The sequence below is a fragment of the Geobacillus sp. YF-1 genome (assembly GCF_052692335.1).
In genome coordinates this window covers 1,086,760-1,102,231 of record NZ_CP199850.1, presented here as the reverse complement: position 1 = coordinate 1,102,231, position 15,472 = coordinate 1,086,760, and the positions used below count along the sequence as shown (strand labels likewise).

Genomic DNA, 15,472 nt, shown 5'->3' with positions numbered 1-15,472 from the left:
GTCATGCCCTTCCTTTCTCCCATGCGATTGTTCCGCCGACCAACGTCATCACCGGCCAGCCTTGGCATGCCCAACCGGCAAACGGCGTATTGTTTCCTTTTGAAGCGAACGTCTCTGGATTGATCGTTTCTTCCGTTTCCAAATCAATGATCGTCAGATCGGCCGGCGCCCCGACTTCAAGCCGTCCGGCGTCAAGGCCAAAGCATTGCGCCGGCTTGATCGTCAGCCAATCGATGAGCTGTTTCAACGTAACGAGGCCCGTTTTGACCAAGTGCGTATATAAGAGCGGAAACGCCGTTTCCAATCCGACGATGCCAAACGGCGCCGCCTCGATCCCTTTTGCTTTTTCCGCCGCCGTATGCGGTGCGTGGTCGGTGGCGATCAAATCGATCGTCCCATCGAGCAGGCCCTCGATCAATGCCTCGCGGTCCGCGCGGCTGCGCAGCGGCGGATTCATTTTGTAATTCGCATCCAGCCCCGGAATGTCCTCATCGCACAAGAGGAGATGGTGCGGCGTCACTTCGGCGGTGACGCGGATGCCGGCCCGCTTCGCATCGCGGACGACGCGCACCGATTCTTTCGTGCTGATGTGGCAGACGTGATAATGGCATCCGGCTGCTTCAGCAAGCAGCACATCGCGGGCGATGTGCACCGCCTCGCAGACGGACGGGATGCCAGCAAGCCCATATCGGCGGGCAAAATCGCCTTCATGCACCGCGCCGCCGTTTTTCAATGTATCGTCTTCGCAGTGAGCGACGATCGCCATATCGAGCGCGGCCGCCCGTTTCATCGCTTCGAACATCATCCCAGCCGACTGGACGCCGACGCCGTCATCGGTAAAGGCGAACGCCCCCGCTTCTTTTAACGCCGCAAAATCGGTCAGCTCTTCCCCTTTTTGCCCGATCGTAATCGCCGCATACGGCAGCACATGGACGTGCGCCGTCTCGCGGATGCGGCGCGAAAGCCACTCCATCTGTTCTTTCCGATCCGGCACCGGGTTCGTGTTCGGCATCGCCGCCACCGTCGTAAAGCCGCCTTTGGCCGCGGCGAGCGTGCCTGTTTCAATCGTTTCTTTCGCTTCGCCGCCCGGCTCGCGCAAATGGACGTGCACGTCAATCAACCCGGGGGCGATCAGCTTTCCTTGAACGTCCACCACGTTCCCTTCCCCGTCGACCGGCAGCTCCCGACCGATGGCGGCGATGCGTCCGCCCTCGATTTTCACATCGGTTGGCACGAGCTTCCCTTCTTTATTGAACGACATGCCATGTTTCAACCATACGGCCATGTTCGATTCTCCCTTCCATCGCCCGTTTTAAGACCGCCATCCGCACGTAGACGCCGTTTTCCATTTGTTTGAAAATGCGCGACGGTTTCGCTTCGACCAGCTCGCTCGCGATTTCGACCCCGCGGTTGACCGGCGCCGGATGCAAGATGATGGCGTCCGGCTTCATCCGCCGCGCCCGTTCGAGTGTCAGCCCGTACCGCACGTGGTACTCTTCCTTCGTCAGCCCCATGGCTTCGGCGTGGCGCTCGTGCTGAATGCGCAGCAGCATCACGACATCAGCGCGGACGATGGCCTCATCGAGTTCCACGTATGTCCCGTACGGATTCGCATCATCTTTCCATTCCGGCGGGCCGGAAAACAACACGTTGGCGCCAAGTCTTGTCAATGCTTCTGCATTGGAGCGGGCGACGCGGCTATGGCGGATGTCGCCGATGATCGCCACCGTCAGCCCGGCAAACGTCCCGAACTCTTGGCGAATCGTAAGCAGATCGAGGAGCGATTGGGTCGGATGGTGCCCGCAGCCGTCGCCCGCGTTGATGATCGGGATGCCAACCGCATGACGGAGCGCTTCGAAATAGGCATCTTCGTGATGGCGGATGACAACGGCGTCAACACCGATCGCTTCCAGCGTTCTTACCGTGTCGTACAGCGTTTCCCCTTTTTGCACGCTCGAGCGTTCCGGGTCAAACGGAATGACGTGAAGCCCTAACTTTCGTTCCGCCATCTCGAAGCTGCATTTCGTGCGCGTGCTCGGTTCGAAAAACAAATTGGCGACATACATCGGCGCCGCCGGACGCCACCGGCGCCCGCGGCGGAACGATTCCGCTTCATCGAGCAAGCGGTTGATGTCGGCAAGCGGCAGTTCGCTTAACGTGAGCAGATGGGTCATCGGTTTCTCTCCCTTTTCGTTTTTGATAAAAAAACACCTTGCCAGCGAGGCAAGGTGTGATGATGGGCACCCGGTGGAGCCGAGGGCAGACTCCGACCCGGTGCGCTTCGTTTCACACCTTTTTAAGCCTCACGGGACTTAATTAAAAGGTGCTGTTCGATTAAGCGACATGGTCGTTTTTTTCTTCTTCAAACATGTTTTCCACGGCTGACGGCCGCCCCGGCAGCACGAGGTTGAGCAGGACGCCGGCAATCGCTGAGAGCGCCATTCCTGTGATTTGGAAGCTCTCGCTGATTTTGAGCACCGCGCCGCCGATGCCGATCACTAAGATGACCGAGGCGATGACTAAATTGCGCGTTTCGCCGAAATCCACGCGGCTGTCGACCAACATGCGCAAGCCGGACGAGGCGATGATGCCAAACAGCAGGATCGAGACGCCGCCCATGACCGGCGTCGGAATCGAGCTGATCAGCGCCGTGATTTTGCCGACGAAGCCGAAAGCGATCGCGATGACCGCCGCGCCAGCCAGCACATAGACGCTGTACACCCTTGTGATGGCCAGCACGCCGATGTTTTCCCCGTACGTCGTTTTCGGCGGCCCGCCAAGCAAGGCGGAAATCATCGTCGCCGTGCCGTCGCCTAAAATCGAGCGATGCAACCCGGGCTTTTGGATGAGGTCGCGGCCGACGACTTTGCTTAGCACAAGCTGATGGCCGATGTGCTCCGACAAGGTGACGATCGCCACCGGCACCATGAGCATGACGATCTGCGCCGTGACGTGCACCGGATAGTCGACAAACGGGATGAGGAAATCCGGCCATTCAAACCATTTCGCCGCCGCCACCTTCGACAAGTCAACCAGTCCGACGGCGAGGGCGTAAACATAGCCGACGACAATGCCGACAAGCACCGGAATCAGGCTCAACATGCCGCGCGCCAGCACCGAGCAAATGATCGTGGCGGCAAGCGTCACCAATGCAACGGAAAAGTGGAGCAGACTGTATTTGCCGTCCGGGCCGTTCATCGCCATCCCGACCGCTGTGCCGGCTAAGCCGAGACCGATGACGATGATGACCGGACCGACGACAACGGGCGGCAACAGTTTCATCACCCAGCGGTAGCCCGCTTTTTTAATGATGAGAGCGACAATGCCGTACACCAATCCGGCGAGGAAGCTGCCAATCATCGCCGCCCCCGGGCCGCCGGCCGTTTTCGCGGCGATGATCGGCGCGATGTAGGCGAACGATGAACCGAGATACGCCGGCACTTGCCATTTCGTGATAAGCAAAAACGCCAATGTCCCAAGCCCGCTCGTGAGCAAGGCGATCGACGGATCCAACCCGACCAAATACGGCACCAAAATCGTCGCCCCGAACATCGCGAACAAGTGCTGCAAGCTTAATGTCACCCATTGCCCGACCGTCGGGCGCTCTTGAATATCCAACACCGGTTTGTTCATGTTCTTCGCTCCTTTCGCCTAATCAGCGAATGTATCTTCTCGTGTGCACAAAAAAACCTCTTTGGCCCGCGAAGGCACAAAGAGGGTGCAGAAACAGCCGAAACCATTTCGCCCCTTTGGCAGCCTCGCGGGACTGCGCTTAAAAGGGAGCTTGCGCTATTTTTCATGAATCGATACTTGATCAACGCCATCGACTTCGGACAGTTCGACGACAATCATTTCCACGCTCGAGGTCGGGATGTTTTTGCCGACGAAATCGGCGCGGATCGGAAGTTCTCGATGTCCGCGGTCAACGAGCACGGCGAGCTGGATGCGCGCCGGGCGGCCCAAGTCCATAATGGCATCCATTGCCGCCCGCACCGTCCGGCCGGTAAACAGCACGTCATCAACCAAAATCACTTTTTGTTCGCTGACCGGAAATGGGACGTTCGTTCCTTTGACAAGCGGCTCATGGTCATCCGTTTTCACCGTCAAATCGTCGCGGTACAGCGTAATATCGAGTTCGCCGACCGGAATGGGCGCCCCTTCAATTTGCTCGATCCGCTCAGCCAGGCGGCGCGCCAAGTAAATGCCGCGCGTTTTGATGCCGACCAGCACGCAGCCGTCAATGCCTTTGTTCCGTTCGATGATTTCATGGGCGATGCGCGTCAACGCGCGGCGAATCGCCTGTTCATCCATTACAACCGCCTTTTGCATTCCGTCCACCTCCTCCAACCGGGCCTGCCGCTCTCATGCATCGGCGCCAGCCCTCGGCTTCGTCCAATGGTCGATGACGTTTTGCTTGCGTTTGCCTGTTTGCACAAAAAATCCCCCGCCTGTGAAGCGGGGGTGCGGCCCATCCTGTTTCAAAAAACGGGCATACGCTGCCTATCTCTTGTTGATCCGACCCCTTTTCAGCCTCACAGGACTGAACTTAAAGGTTCCTGTTCACCTGTTCTCATTGTAAAGGGAGTGTGTTCGTTTGTCAATCGTTTTTTCGCAGCCATTCGAGCAGCTCGGCAAACTCCGGCGGCAACGGCGCTTCAAATTCCAAGTAGTCGCCGCTGCGCGGGTGATGGAAGCCAAGCACCCCGGCATGAAGCGCCTGACCGTCGATCGGGAGCGTCTTTTTCGGCCCGTATTGCGGGTCGCCGGCGAGCGGGTAGCCGATATATTTCATATGGACGCGAATTTGATGCGTCCGTCCCGTTTCCAGCTGGCATTCGACATACGTATACTGGCGAAACCGCTCGAGCACGCGGAAATGAGTGACGGCTTCTTTGCCGTTTTCTTCGGTGACCGCCATTTTTTTTCGGTCGCGTTTGTCGCGGCCGATAGGAGCGTCGATCGTGCCGTAATCGTGCGGAATGACGCCATGGACGATCGCCTTGTAGCGGCGCGTCACCGTTTTGTTGACGAGCTGCTCAACAAGCGAGCGATGGGCGGCATCATTTTTCGCCACCATCAACAGCCCTGATGTATCTTTGTCAATCCGGTGGACGATGCCGGGGCGCAGCACGCCGTTGATGCCGGATAGGTCGCGGCAATGGGCGAGCAAAGCGTTCACGAGCGTGCCGCGCATATGCCCGGGCGCCGGGTGGACGACCATGCCGCGCGGTTTGTTGACGACAAGGACATCCTCGTCCTCGTAATAAATGTCGAGCGGAATCGGCTCCGGTTCCACATGAAGCGGCTCCGGTTCGGGCGGCGAGATGGCGACCGAGTCGCCCGCTTCACATTTGTAATTCGCCTTCACCGTGCGGCCGTTGACCGTCACGAGCCCGTTTTTGATCCATTGCTGCACTTGCGAACGCGACCATTCGTCATTTAGCGCCGCGATCACTTTATCGATCCGCTCACCGTCATATTCGTCTTCGATGTGAAACGTGATCGTGTCCATCTACTCATTCCCTTTCTCTGGTGTCGCGAAAAAAAAATAGATGAATAAACAGCAAGATGACGCCAACCGTCAGCGCCGAGTCGGCGATATTGAACACCGGAAAGCTGTACGTGCCGATGTGCGTATGAATAAAGTCGACCACTTCTTTCCGGAATACGCGGTCGATAAAATTGCCGATCGCCCCGCCGAGCATCAGCCCAAGCCCCACGCCGGCTAGGCGCTCGGAAGGCTTCAGGCGGCGGATGTAAATCACGATCGCCGCCACGACGATCACCGTAATCAAATAAAAGAGCCAAAACTGCCCTTCCAGCATGCCCCATGCCGCCCCGCGATTGCGGTGCGACGTAATGTAGAGCACGTTGTCGATGATCGGGATGCTCTCCCCAAGCCGCATAGAGCGGACGACAAGCCATTTCGTCCATTGATCGAGGATGATGACCGCCGCCGCAAGCCAATAGTATGCCACCGTGCCAAGTCCCCCTGTCCTTCTCATTCATCCTTTTTGCATTGTAGCATAATTCGCCATGGCAAACAAATGAAGCGGCAAGGCCGCCCCAAGGCAGCCTGCCGCTTTTCGCTACGCGGAATAATGTTCGTTCACAATGTGTGCACAACGCGGGCAAAGCGTTGGATGCGATGGATCGGCGCCGACTTCTTTCGTCACCGTCCAGCACCGCTCGCACGTCTCGCCTTCGGCCGGGCGAACGAGGACCGCCACATGGGTAAGCCGTTCGGCTTCGGCCGGTGCGGTGTCGTACGGCTCATCGGCGATCGAAAAGGCCGAGACGATGAGGAGCTGGCGCAAATCAGCGTCGAGCGACGCCAACAGCTTGCGCGCCTCGTCTTTCGGATAGATCGTGACGCTGGCGGTCAGCGATTTGCCGATCACTTTTTCATTGCGAGCGTTCTCGAGCGCTTTGAAAATATCATCGCGCACATCCATAAACGCATCCCATTTCGCCAACAGCGCTTCTTCGCCATCGATGGCGATCGGCTCCGGCATGTCGGTGAGCTGGACGCTTTCGACGTTTTCTCTCCGGTTCGGGATATGCTCCCACACTTCATCGGCCGTGTGCGGCAAAATCGGGGCGATGAGCTTCGCCAACGCGACAACCGTCTCGTACAGCACCGTCTGCACGGCGCGGCGGGCGCGCGAATCAGCCGCTTCAATGTACAAAATGTCTTTCGCCATATCCAAATAGAACGCGCTCAATTCCACGGTGCAAAAATGGTTCATCTCATGATAGACGGCGGCGAAATCGTAGCTGTCATACGCTTTTTTCACTTTGGCGATCAGCTTGTTCAGCTTTGCCAGCATATAGCGGTCGACTTCGCCAAGCTCCCCAACCGGAACGGCGTTTTGGTTCGGATCGAAGTCGAACAAATTGCCGAGCATAAACCGGAACGTGTTGCGGATTTTCCGGTACACTTCCGACACTTGTTTCAAAATATGATCAGAAATGCGCACGTCGGCCTGATAGTCAACGGAGGCAACCCAAAGGCGCAAAATGTCGGCGCCAAATTGTTCCATCACTTTCGCCGGCACGACGACGTTGCCGAGCGATTTGCTCATTTTCCGCCCCTCGCCGTCTAAAACGAAGCCGTGGCTCAACACCTCTTTATACGGTGCTTTGCCGGTGACGGCGACCGCCGTCGACAACGACGAGTTAAACCAGCCGCGATATTGGTCAGACCCTTCCAAGTACAAATCAGCCGGACGCGCGAGATCATCGCGCTCGACGAGCACCGCTTGATGCGACGAGCCGGAGTCAAACCAGACGTCCATAATGTCCGTTTCTTTTGTAAAGATGCCGTTCGGGCTTGACGGATGGGTGAATCCTTCCGGCAATAAGTCTTTCGCCTCGCGCTCAAACCAAACGTTCGAGCCGTATTGGCGGAACAAGTTCGACACATGCTCGATCGTCTCATCGGTGATAATCGGCTCGCCGTTTTCGCCGTAAAAGACCGGAATCGGCACACCCCAGGCGCGCTGGCGGGAAATGCACCAGTCGCCGCGGTCGCGCACCATGTTATGGATGCGGATTTCGCCCCATTCCGGCACCCATTTCGTTTCCTTAATGGCGTCAAGGAGCTGGCCGCGAATTTTATCAATCGAGGCAAACCATTGCGTCGTCGCCCGGAAGATCGTCGGCTGCTTCGTCCGCCAGTCGTGCGGATACGAGTGGGTGATAAAGCCGAGCTTCAGGAGCGCTCCAACTTCTTCGAGCTTTTGCGTAATCGCTTTGTTCGCCTCATCGTAAAACATTCCTGCAAACCCGGGTGCTTCCTCGGTCATGTAGCCGCGTTCATCGACCGGGCAGAGAACCGGAAGCCCGTATTTTTGCCCGACGACAAAGTCGTCTTCCCCGTGGCCTGGCGCCGTATGGACGCAGCCGGTGCCGGCGTCGGTCGTGACGTGCTCACCGCAGACGACCAGCGAGTCGCGCTCGTAGAACGGATGTTGGGCGACCACGTATTCAAGCTCTTTCCCTTTGACCGTTTTAACGACGGACCACGCCTCCCAGCCGACTTCGTTCGCCACCGATTCGGCCAAGGCGGCGGCGACAACGTATTTCTGCCCGTTGGCGTTAACCACGTGGTAATCCAACTCCGGATGAACGGCGATCGCCAAGTTCGCCGGAATCGTCCACGGCGTCGTCGTCCAAATGACGATCCGCACGTCGCCGTCCAGCACGCCTTTGCCGTCTTTGACCGGAAACGCGACATAAATTGACGGTGAGCGTTTGTCTTTGTATTCGATTTCCGCTTCGGCGAGCGCCGATTCGCTCGACGGCGACCAATAGACCGGCTTCAGTCCTTTGTAGATGAGCCCTTTTTTCGCCATTTCACCGAACACTTTAATTTGCTGGGCTTCGTATTCCGGCTTGAGGGTGATATACGGGTTGTCCCAATCGCCGCGCACCCCGAGCCGTTTAAACTGCCGGCGCTGGTTGTCGATTTGTTCATACGCGTACTGCTCACACCGCTTGCGAAACTCGGCGACGCTCATCGATTTGCGGTCGACGCCTTGTTTCGTAAGCGCCGTTTCAATCGGCAAGCCGTGCGTATCCCAGCCCGGCACGTACGGGGCGCAATAGCCGTTCATCGATTTATAGCGGACAATGATATCTTTTAAAATTTTGTTTAGCGCATGCCCCATATGAATATCGCCGTTGGCGTACGGCGGGCCGTCGTGCAGGACAAACAGCGGCCGGCCTTTCGTCCGCTCCTGCACTTTCCGGTAAATGTCCATGTCCTCCCATTTTTTTTGCATTTCCGGTTCCCGCTTCGGCAAATTGCCGCGCATCGGAAACTCGGTTTTCGGCATGAGCAATGTGTCTTTGTAATCCATCGCTGCTCCTCCTTTGAACAATATAAAATAAAAAACCGTTCTCTCCCGGCAAGGGACGAGAACGGTCTCGCGGTACCACCCTTTTTGGCCATGCAAAGGCACAGGCCCACTTTTCATTCGTAACGGGAATGACGCGCCATGGCCTACTCGTTGTTTCGGCATGGAACTCCAGGGTGATGTTCACTCTTGCGCCGGTGCCGGGCTTCCACCATCCCCGGCTCGCTGCCACCGGTCGTGCAAGAGCTACTGTCCCTTTCATCGTCGATGATTATTCGCAATTCATAACGGAAAAAGCCGACCGCCTCCCACGGCGGCTGAGGCGGCGATTTTGCCAATCACTTAGAACGGAACCGTTCCATGGGCAATGGTTTGCCCTCCACCCGAGGATGAAAATCCGCGCCAGCTCGGCATTTTCACGGAAAAGTTCCATGGGCAGCGATCTGCCCTCCACCCGGGGATGAAAATCCGCGTCAGTTCAGCATTTTCACAGAAAAGTTCCATGGGCAACGTTTTGCCCTCCACCCGGGGATGAAAATCCCGCGTCAGGCGGGCATTTTCACAGAAACGTGAAGAGCTGTGCCTCAACGGCGATCAAACGAGCCGCGAGATTTTTTGCCAATTATTATAGCGGAAACGTCTTCCGTTCGTCAAGGCTGTGACAGCGGTTCTCTCGCCCCTTCTTCCAAATCCGGCGCCTCATACTCCATCAACTCGTCCCAATCGCGGCTGTTGATCATATCGAGCTGGGCCTCGACCAACATGCGGAAACGGGCGCGGAACACTTTCGACTGCCGCTTCAGCTCCTCGATCTCGAGGGCGATTTTCCGCGATTTCGCCAATGCATCGCTGATGATGCGCTCGGCGTTTTTTTCCGCCTCTTTAATGATCAGCTTCGCCTCTTTTTGCGCGTTTCGCTTGACTTCCTCAGCCGCTTCTTGGGCGACGAGAATCGACTTGTTTAGCGTTTCCTCAATATTGGAAAAATAGTTCAGCTTCTCTGTCAGCTCCGCTACTTTATCTTCGAGCTGCTTTTTCTCGCGAATGAGCATTTCGTAATCTTTTATGATTTGATCCAAAAACTCGTTGACTTCATCCTCATCATATCCGCGAAATCCACGGCTGAATTCCTTGTTGTGAATATCCAATGGCGTTAACGGCACAGCGGCCACCTCCGTCTTCATCGTTCCTTTTCTTCTTTGTTCGACAAGGTTTGCCGATTTCCTGCTGCCATTCGATTATTTTTGCCAACCGATGCGCACGAGCCAGCGCTCTTTCTTTGTCGGCCCTTCCACAGCCATTAGCTTGCAGCGGCCAAACCCGCGCGCCGACAATACATCGCCTGGGCCGCAGAGAAAATCGGGCTTGTCCACCACTTTCCAATTGACTTTGACAAGCCCGTTTTCCACCAGCGCCCGCGCTTTCTCGCGCGCGAGACGGAACGCCTGGGCAAGCAGCGCATCCAGTCGAAGCGAAGAGACGGTCACCGTCCCTTCTTGCCATCGTTCTTCAACCGGCAAGACAGCGGAAAGCGGCAGCGGCTCCAACGCCACCGGAGCTTTGCCGATCGCTTCGATGTGCAGACGGACGTAGTCGGCGACTTCGGCAGCGGCAAAAAATTGAATGTCCGAACCTTGAACAAGGACGTCGCCAAATTTGCCCCGCCGCAATCCGAGCGACATGAGCGCGCCGAGAACATCGCGATGCCCGAGGGAGACGAATTTCGCCGGATAACGAACGGCAAAAAGCGCGATCTCATAATCGTTTTCCTCCGGGGCAAAATAGGGCGGATAAAGCAGCCCGCGCTTGCGTTCGGCAAACGAAGCCCCGCCAAAAAAGGAAACGCGCACGTCCCCGCCGCTGCCGATGAGGCTTTGCACGATCTGCTGCTCGCGCGGATCGAGAAAATCGGTGAGCTTCGGAGCGTATTGGCGGCTCACCATCTCCTTCCACTCGAGCACTTGATCGATGAACGGGCGCTCCTCTTGGCGAAAATGCTGATACCATTCCATCAAAATTCACCTTGCTTTCCTCAACGAAAGACAGACATATTGTCCGTTCCGCTTCCAACACCGGCGCAAGACCGGCCCGGGCAACGAGCGGGCGATGCCCTTCCCCGCCAACCCGATCGGTTCAGCCGCCAACGCCGCCCCTAAATTTGCGCTTGCAGAATGTCAAACAAGGCATAAAGCCCCCTCGTGGCGAACTCAAGGACAAGAAAGGCGATGATCGGTGAAATGTCAATGATACCAAGCGGCGGAATGACGCGTCGAAACGGCTCTAAATACGGCTCACAAATAGTAGCGAGCAGCTGACCGAACCGGGAGTCGCGCGCATTCGGAAACCACGACATCAAAATGTAAATGATCAAGGCGTACGAATACACTTGAATCAACGTCGTCAAAAATGTAAGCACATAATCCAAGCGCTACCACCTCTTCATCGGTCTGTCATCCTCGCTGTCAAGCGAAATCGAACCGCTGACATCGACATTTTCCGGCGTGCATAAAAAAATTTTCGCGCCGACTTGCTGAATGTCGCCGCCAATGGCGTACACGGTGCCGCTTAAAAAGTCGACGATCCGCTTCGCCTGTTCGTGCTGAATGCGCTGCAAATTCACGATGACGGCGCGCCGGCTTTTCAAATGATCGGCAATCTCCTGCGCCTCGGCATACACGCGCGGCTCGACAAGCACGACTTTCGCCGATTTTTGCACGCTTTGCAAGCTGACAACGTTCGATTTGCTCGCCGCTTTCGGCGCCGGCGCTTCCTCTTCCGGCTGCGACGCTTCGTACTCTTCTTCATAGTCTTCGTAATCTTCTTCTAAAAAATAATCACGAAATTTTTTCATCAATCCCACCGAATCCACCTCCTACAGTGATCCAACTAGTGCGCTGCCGATGCGGATCCATGTCGCTCCTTCCTCAACCGCGATCACGTAATCGTTCGACATGCCCATCGACAGCTCGGTGCATGGCGCATGAGCCCAGCCGAGCTCCTGAACGCGCTCCTTCAGCGCCCGCAAACGGCGGAAGCAGGAGCGCAGCACCGCCTCGTCATCCGTGTGCGGCGCCATCGTCATCAATCCGACTACCTCGATGCGGGAAAACGAGCGAAGCTGCTCGATAAACGGGATCGTCTCCTCGGGAGCGAGTCCGTGTTTCGTCGCCTCGCCGGATACGTTCACCTGCACAAAACATTTCACCGGCCGCGCCGCCCGCTTCTCGATCTCTTTGGCGAGCGACAGGCGATCGAGCGAATGAATGTAATCGACTTTGTCGATGACCTCTTTCACCTTGCGCGATTGAAGCGTTCCGATAAAATGCCACGTCGCCCGATTGCCGAGCGCTTCGTATTTCTCGAGCAGCTGCTCGGAACGGTTTTCACCCAAGTCGCCGATGCCAGCATGGAGCACTTCTTGCGCCCTTGCCGCATCCACATATTTCGTGACGGCGATGATGCGTACGTCGGCCGGGTTGCGGCCAACGCGCGCGCAAGCCGCTTCCACTTGTCGGCGGATGAGAGCCAAGTTGTCGCGCACCGTCATGATCATTCCTCCCTTCGGCCGATGAACGCCACCATTCTTCCGGTCGTCCCGCGGTCGCGGCGGTGGGAAAAAAACAGCGTTTCCTCACAGCTTGTACAGCGCTCGGACACCCAAATTTGGCTGTTCGGAACACCGGCGGCGAGCAACTGAAGCCGATTGGCTTCCTTAAGATCGAGGGCATATTGCCCACGGCTTGTTTCCCGCCATGGCAGCGGGCAATCCTTCGGAAGAGTCGCGCGCAAACCGGCGATCACCCGATCATCGACCGTGTAGCAACACGGACCGATAGCGGGGCCAATGGCGACATAGATGGCGTCTGGCTCCACCCGTTCCTGGTACCGCCAATGCTGCACCATCTTTGGGGCAATCCCGCGCGCCGTTCCCCGCCAGCCGGCATGAACAAGGCCGAACAGTCCCGCCGACGGCGCCGCCAAGTAAACGGGCACGCAATCAGCGAAACAAAGAGCCAACAACACCCCCGGCTCCGCTGTGTACAGCCCGTCAACGCCCGGGATGGCGGTGCCCCAATCATCGGTCCCTTTTCCGCGGTCGTGTTTGGTCACTTTCTGAATCTCGGCACCGTGCACCTGCTCGCAACACACCCAATGCTCAAGCGGAAAAGCGAGCCATTCTCCGAGGCGGCGGCGATTGTTGACGACAGCCGCGCGCTCGTCGCCGACATGCAGCCCCATATTGAGCGAGGCAAACGCCCCTTTGCTTTCTCCTCCTTGTTTTGTCGTCATCCCAACGACCGCCCCAGCAAACGGGGGTGCCGTACAGCGGAGCCAGCCGTGGGAGTCGTGTTGAAACACATCCGGCATTCGCGTCAACTCCACGCCTGTTTGTCGTTTTTTCATCACTTTTTTCCTATTTTATCATAGTTTGTTGATGGATGATAACCTTTATTTGTGATTTTGTCGAAATCTTGCCGGTGATGTCGCGAAACGTAGCGCCGCGGCAGCCGAGTGCCGATCCCTCCGCCCTATCGACATTGCACCCCAAAACGCCGGGCGAAGCGGGGACAACGGGCCGGCGCGCGGGCGTGTTGTTCATCCCCCATCGGCATCATGAAGGCGAACTAAAATGACATCAGCGCCAATTTTGACAATGTTTTGCCACGGAATGACAATCGCTTCCTCGCGCCCGAACAGCCCAAGCATTTTTCCGGCGCCTAGAATGATGAGCGAACGAATTTTGCCCGTATCTAAATCGATGTCAATATCGCCAATATTGCCAAGCTTTTTTCCGTTGGCCACATTGACGACATCTTTTGTCTGAAACTCGGAAATTCTCATCATCGATTCTTCCCCGCCTTTCCTCTTCCCTCTCTTTCATCTATATGACGGGCGCGGAACGGTTATGTACCAAAGAAAAAAGGCTGCCCAGGCAGCCGTTACACTTGAATGTTTTTGTTCATTTGCCGGATCGCCGCTTTTTCTAGCCTTGACACTTGCGCTTGGGAAATACCGATTTCCTCGGCTACTTCCATTTGCGTTTTCCCTTGGAAAAACCGTTTCCGAATGATCATTTTTTCCCGCTCATTCAGCCGCCGCAACCCTTCCTTCAGGGCGATCTCTTCAATCCATTGGCTGTCACGGTGGCGCTCGTCGCTCAGCTGATCCATCACGTAAATCGGGTCGCCGCCATCATTGTAAATCGGCTCAAACAATGAAACCGGATCTTGAATGGCATCAAGGGCGAAAACGACTTCTTCATGGGCAACGCCGAGCTCTTTCGCGATCTCTTCTGTCGAAGGCTCTTTCGCCGTCTCGCTCATGAGCCGCTCCCGCACTTGCAATGCTTTGTAGGCGATGTCGCGCAGCGAGCGGGAGACGCGGATCGGGTTGTTGTCGCGCAAATAGCGGCGAATCTCGCCAATAATCATGGGAACCGCATAGGTGGAAAATTTCACGTTTTGATTGAGGTCAAAATTATCGATCGATTTCATAAGTCCGATGCAGCCGACTTGGAATAAATCATCTACAAACTCGCCGCGGTTGTTGAAGCGCTGAATGACGCTCAACACGAGGCGTAAATTGCCGTTGACTAGTTTTTCCCTCGCTTCTAAATCCCCTTCGTGCATCCGCCGAAACAGTTCACGCATTTCCTCGTTTTTGAGGACGGGAAGCTTCGAAGTATCTACGCCGCAAATCTCGACTTTGTTCCTTGTCAAGTTGTTCCCTCCCATCAGGAGATGCTAAGTCGTCAGTTTTCAGTATCTCCTCGGGAGGGAAAAATATGCACAGCCTGTCCAACATGGAAAAAGCGGCGAAGCCTCGCCCCGCCGCCTGTCTACATCATTTTATTAAATTCTTTGCGCAACCGCTTAATGATCCGCTTCTCCAACCGCGATATGTACGATTGCGAGATGCCGAGCAAATCAGCGACATCTTTTTGCGTTTTTTCTTCACCGCCTGACAGGCCAAAACGCAGCTCCATAATTTGCTTCTCACGATCGCTCAGCTGACGCAAGGCGTTGAGCAGCAGGCGCCGGTCGACGTCCGCTTCCAAGTCTTTCGTAATGACGTCGTCTTCTGTGCCAAGCACATCGGACAGCAGCAGTTCGTTGCCGTCCCAATCGATATTCAACGGCTCATCAAACGATACTTCGGCCCGCACTTTATTGTTGCGGCGCAAATACATTAAAATTTCGTTTTCAATGCAGCGGGAGGCGTATGTGGCCAGCTTGATCTTTTTCTCCGGGTTGAACGTGTTGACCGCTTTGATGAGGCCGATCGTTCCGATGCTGATCAAATCTTCAATATGAATGCCGGTGTTCTCAAACTTGCGCGCGATGTAAACGACGAGGCGCAAGTTGCGCTCAATAAGCAGCGATCTGGCCGTCTCATCGCCAGCGGCAAGCCGCGCGATCAGCTGCTCTTCCTCCTCTTTTGTCAGCGGCGGGGGAAGCGCCTCACTGCCGCCGATATAGTAAATTTCATCCGCCTTCAGGCCGATTTTCGCCAGCAGCTTATACAGCCAGTACATGAAACGAAATTTCCATCTTTTCATGAAAATCCCCCTTCTAAACGCATCAAAAGCGAGTATGATATAGTAACGAGCT

At 56.2% G+C, this 15,472-nt stretch carries 15 protein-coding genes, 1 pseudogene and 1 other annotated feature; all 16 genes and pseudogenes read right to left on the bottom strand.

The window, feature by feature from the left end; all coding sequences use genetic code 11:
- Position 1: 1 nt before the first annotated feature.
- Positions 2 to 1,285: a dihydroorotase gene (locus tag ACTVIM_RS05575; protein ID WP_033022273.1), complete on the bottom strand. Its 1,284-nt coding sequence runs from the start codon at positions 1,283 to 1,285 to the stop codon at positions 2 to 4.
- Positions 1,248 to 2,174 carry an aspartate carbamoyltransferase catalytic subunit gene (locus ACTVIM_RS05570; protein WP_445613925.1) on the bottom strand — a complete coding sequence of 309 codons (927 nt, stop codon included), beginning with the start codon at positions 2,172 to 2,174 and terminating at the stop codon, positions 1,248 to 1,250. Before ACTVIM_RS05570 ends, ACTVIM_RS05575 begins: the two co-directional genes overlap by 38 nt.
- 160 nt (positions 2,175 to 2,334) lie before the next feature.
- On the bottom strand, positions 2,335 to 3,633 hold the full coding sequence (locus tag ACTVIM_RS05565; protein ID WP_031410514.1) for a solute carrier family 23 protein: 1,299 nt from the start codon (positions 3,631 to 3,633) through the stop codon (positions 2,335 to 2,337).
- Between the two features lie 156 nt (positions 3,634 to 3,789).
- The gene (gene pyrR, locus ACTVIM_RS05560; RefSeq protein ID WP_445613924.1) at positions 3,790 to 4,329 is read right to left on the bottom strand and encodes a bifunctional pyr operon transcriptional regulator/uracil phosphoribosyltransferase PyrR; all 540 of its coding nucleotides are present in this window, start codon (positions 4,327 to 4,329) and stop codon (positions 3,790 to 3,792) included.
- Positions 4,330 to 4,597: 268 nt separating this feature from the next.
- Positions 4,598 to 5,512 carry an RluA family pseudouridine synthase gene (locus ACTVIM_RS05555; protein ID WP_144973623.1) on the bottom strand — a complete coding sequence of 305 codons (915 nt, stop codon included), beginning with the start codon at positions 5,510 to 5,512 and terminating at the stop codon, positions 4,598 to 4,600.
- Positions 5,513 to 6,005: pseudogene (lspA, locus tag ACTVIM_RS05550) on the bottom strand (signal peptidase II).
- 84 nt (positions 6,006 to 6,089) lie between these two features.
- On the bottom strand, positions 6,090 to 8,864 hold the full coding sequence (ileS, locus tag ACTVIM_RS05545; RefSeq protein ID WP_445613923.1) for an isoleucine--tRNA ligase: 2,775 nt from the start codon (positions 8,862 to 8,864) through the stop codon (positions 6,090 to 6,092).
- A 48-nt stretch (positions 8,865 to 8,912) separates the two neighbouring features.
- Positions 8,913 to 9,132, bottom strand: a binding site (T-box leader).
- A 379-nt stretch (positions 9,133 to 9,511) separates the two neighbouring features.
- The gene (locus ACTVIM_RS05540) at positions 9,512 to 10,024 is read right to left on the bottom strand and encodes a DivIVA domain-containing protein (protein WP_144977074.1); all 513 of its coding nucleotides are present in this window, start codon (positions 10,022 to 10,024) and stop codon (positions 9,512 to 9,514) included.
- 75 nt (positions 10,025 to 10,099) lie between these two features.
- A complete protein-coding gene (locus ACTVIM_RS05535; RefSeq protein WP_033022239.1) occupies positions 10,100 to 10,873 on the bottom strand; it encodes a YlmH family RNA-binding protein in 774 nt (257 codons plus the stop codon).
- A gap of 140 nt (positions 10,874 to 11,013) precedes the next feature.
- Positions 11,014 to 11,286 (bottom strand): YggT family protein, encoded by a 273-nt coding sequence (locus ACTVIM_RS05530; RefSeq protein ID WP_033022236.1) that lies wholly within the window; start codon positions 11,284 to 11,286, stop codon positions 11,014 to 11,016.
- Between the two features lie 3 nt (positions 11,287 to 11,289).
- Positions 11,290 to 11,721 carry a cell division protein SepF gene (locus tag ACTVIM_RS05525; RefSeq protein WP_033022235.1) on the bottom strand — a complete coding sequence of 144 codons (432 nt, stop codon included), beginning with the start codon at positions 11,719 to 11,721 and terminating at the stop codon, positions 11,290 to 11,292.
- Positions 11,722 to 11,733: 12 nt separating this feature from the next.
- Positions 11,734 to 12,408: a YggS family pyridoxal phosphate-dependent enzyme gene (locus ACTVIM_RS05520; RefSeq protein WP_445613922.1), complete on the bottom strand. Its 675-nt coding sequence runs from the start codon at positions 12,406 to 12,408 to the stop codon at positions 11,734 to 11,736.
- Between the two features lie 2 nt (positions 12,409 to 12,410).
- Complete coding sequence (gene pgeF / locus ACTVIM_RS05515; RefSeq protein WP_445614313.1) at positions 12,411 to 13,229, bottom strand: peptidoglycan editing factor PgeF; 819 nt, start codon at positions 13,227 to 13,229, stop codon at positions 12,411 to 12,413.
- Positions 13,230 to 13,457: 228 nt separating this feature from the next.
- Positions 13,458 to 13,706, bottom strand: a complete 249-nt coding sequence (locus ACTVIM_RS05510; RefSeq protein WP_033022226.1) for a YlmC/YmxH family sporulation protein — start codon at positions 13,704 to 13,706, stop codon at positions 13,458 to 13,460.
- 95 nt (positions 13,707 to 13,801) lie between these two features.
- Positions 13,802 to 14,581: an RNA polymerase sporulation sigma factor SigG gene (sigG, locus tag ACTVIM_RS05505; RefSeq protein WP_033022326.1), complete on the bottom strand. Its 780-nt coding sequence runs from the start codon at positions 14,579 to 14,581 to the stop codon at positions 13,802 to 13,804.
- 119 nt (positions 14,582 to 14,700) lie between these two features.
- On the bottom strand, positions 14,701 to 15,420 hold the full coding sequence (gene sigE, locus ACTVIM_RS05500; protein ID WP_033022225.1) for an RNA polymerase sporulation sigma factor SigE: 720 nt from the start codon (positions 15,418 to 15,420) through the stop codon (positions 14,701 to 14,703).
- Between the last annotated feature and the right edge of the window lie 52 nt (positions 15,421 to 15,472).

Excerpts from the sequence above, each read along its gene's own strand:
- ACTVIM_RS05575 (WP_033022273.1), bottom strand. The coding sequence starts at position 1,285 with ATGGCCGTATGGTTGAAACATGGCATGTCGTTCAATAAAGAAGGGAAG.
- ACTVIM_RS05570 (WP_445613925.1), bottom strand. The coding sequence starts at position 2,174 with ATGACCCATCTGCTCACGTTAAGCGAACTGCCGCTTGCCGACATCAAC.
- ACTVIM_RS05565 (WP_031410514.1), bottom strand. The coding sequence starts at position 3,633 with ATGAACAAACCGGTGTTGGATATTCAAGAGCGCCCGACGGTCGGGCAA.
- pyrR (WP_445613924.1), bottom strand. The coding sequence starts at position 4,329 with ATGCAAAAGGCGGTTGTAATGGATGAACAGGCGATTCGCCGCGCGTTG.
- ACTVIM_RS05555 (WP_144973623.1), bottom strand. The coding sequence starts at position 5,512 with ATGGACACGATCACGTTTCACATCGAAGACGAATATGACGGTGAGCGG.
- ileS (WP_445613923.1), bottom strand. The coding sequence starts at position 8,864 with ATGGATTACAAAGACACATTGCTCATGCCGAAAACCGAGTTTCCGATG.
- ACTVIM_RS05535 (WP_033022239.1), bottom strand. The coding sequence starts at position 10,873 with ATGGAATGGTATCAGCATTTTCGCCAAGAGGAGCGCCCGTTCATCGAT.
- ACTVIM_RS05520 (WP_445613922.1), bottom strand. The coding sequence starts at position 12,408 with ATGACGGTGCGCGACAACTTGGCTCTCATCCGCCGACAAGTGGAAGCG.
- pgeF (WP_445614313.1), bottom strand. The coding sequence starts at position 13,229 with ATGCCGGATGTGTTTCAACACGACTCCCACGGCTGGCTCCGCTGTACG.
- ACTVIM_RS05510 (WP_033022226.1), bottom strand. The coding sequence starts at position 13,706 with ATGATGAGAATTTCCGAGTTTCAGACAAAAGATGTCGTCAATGTGGCC.
- sigE (WP_033022225.1), bottom strand. The coding sequence starts at position 15,420 with ATGAAAAGATGGAAATTTCGTTTCATGTACTGGCTGTATAAGCTGCTG.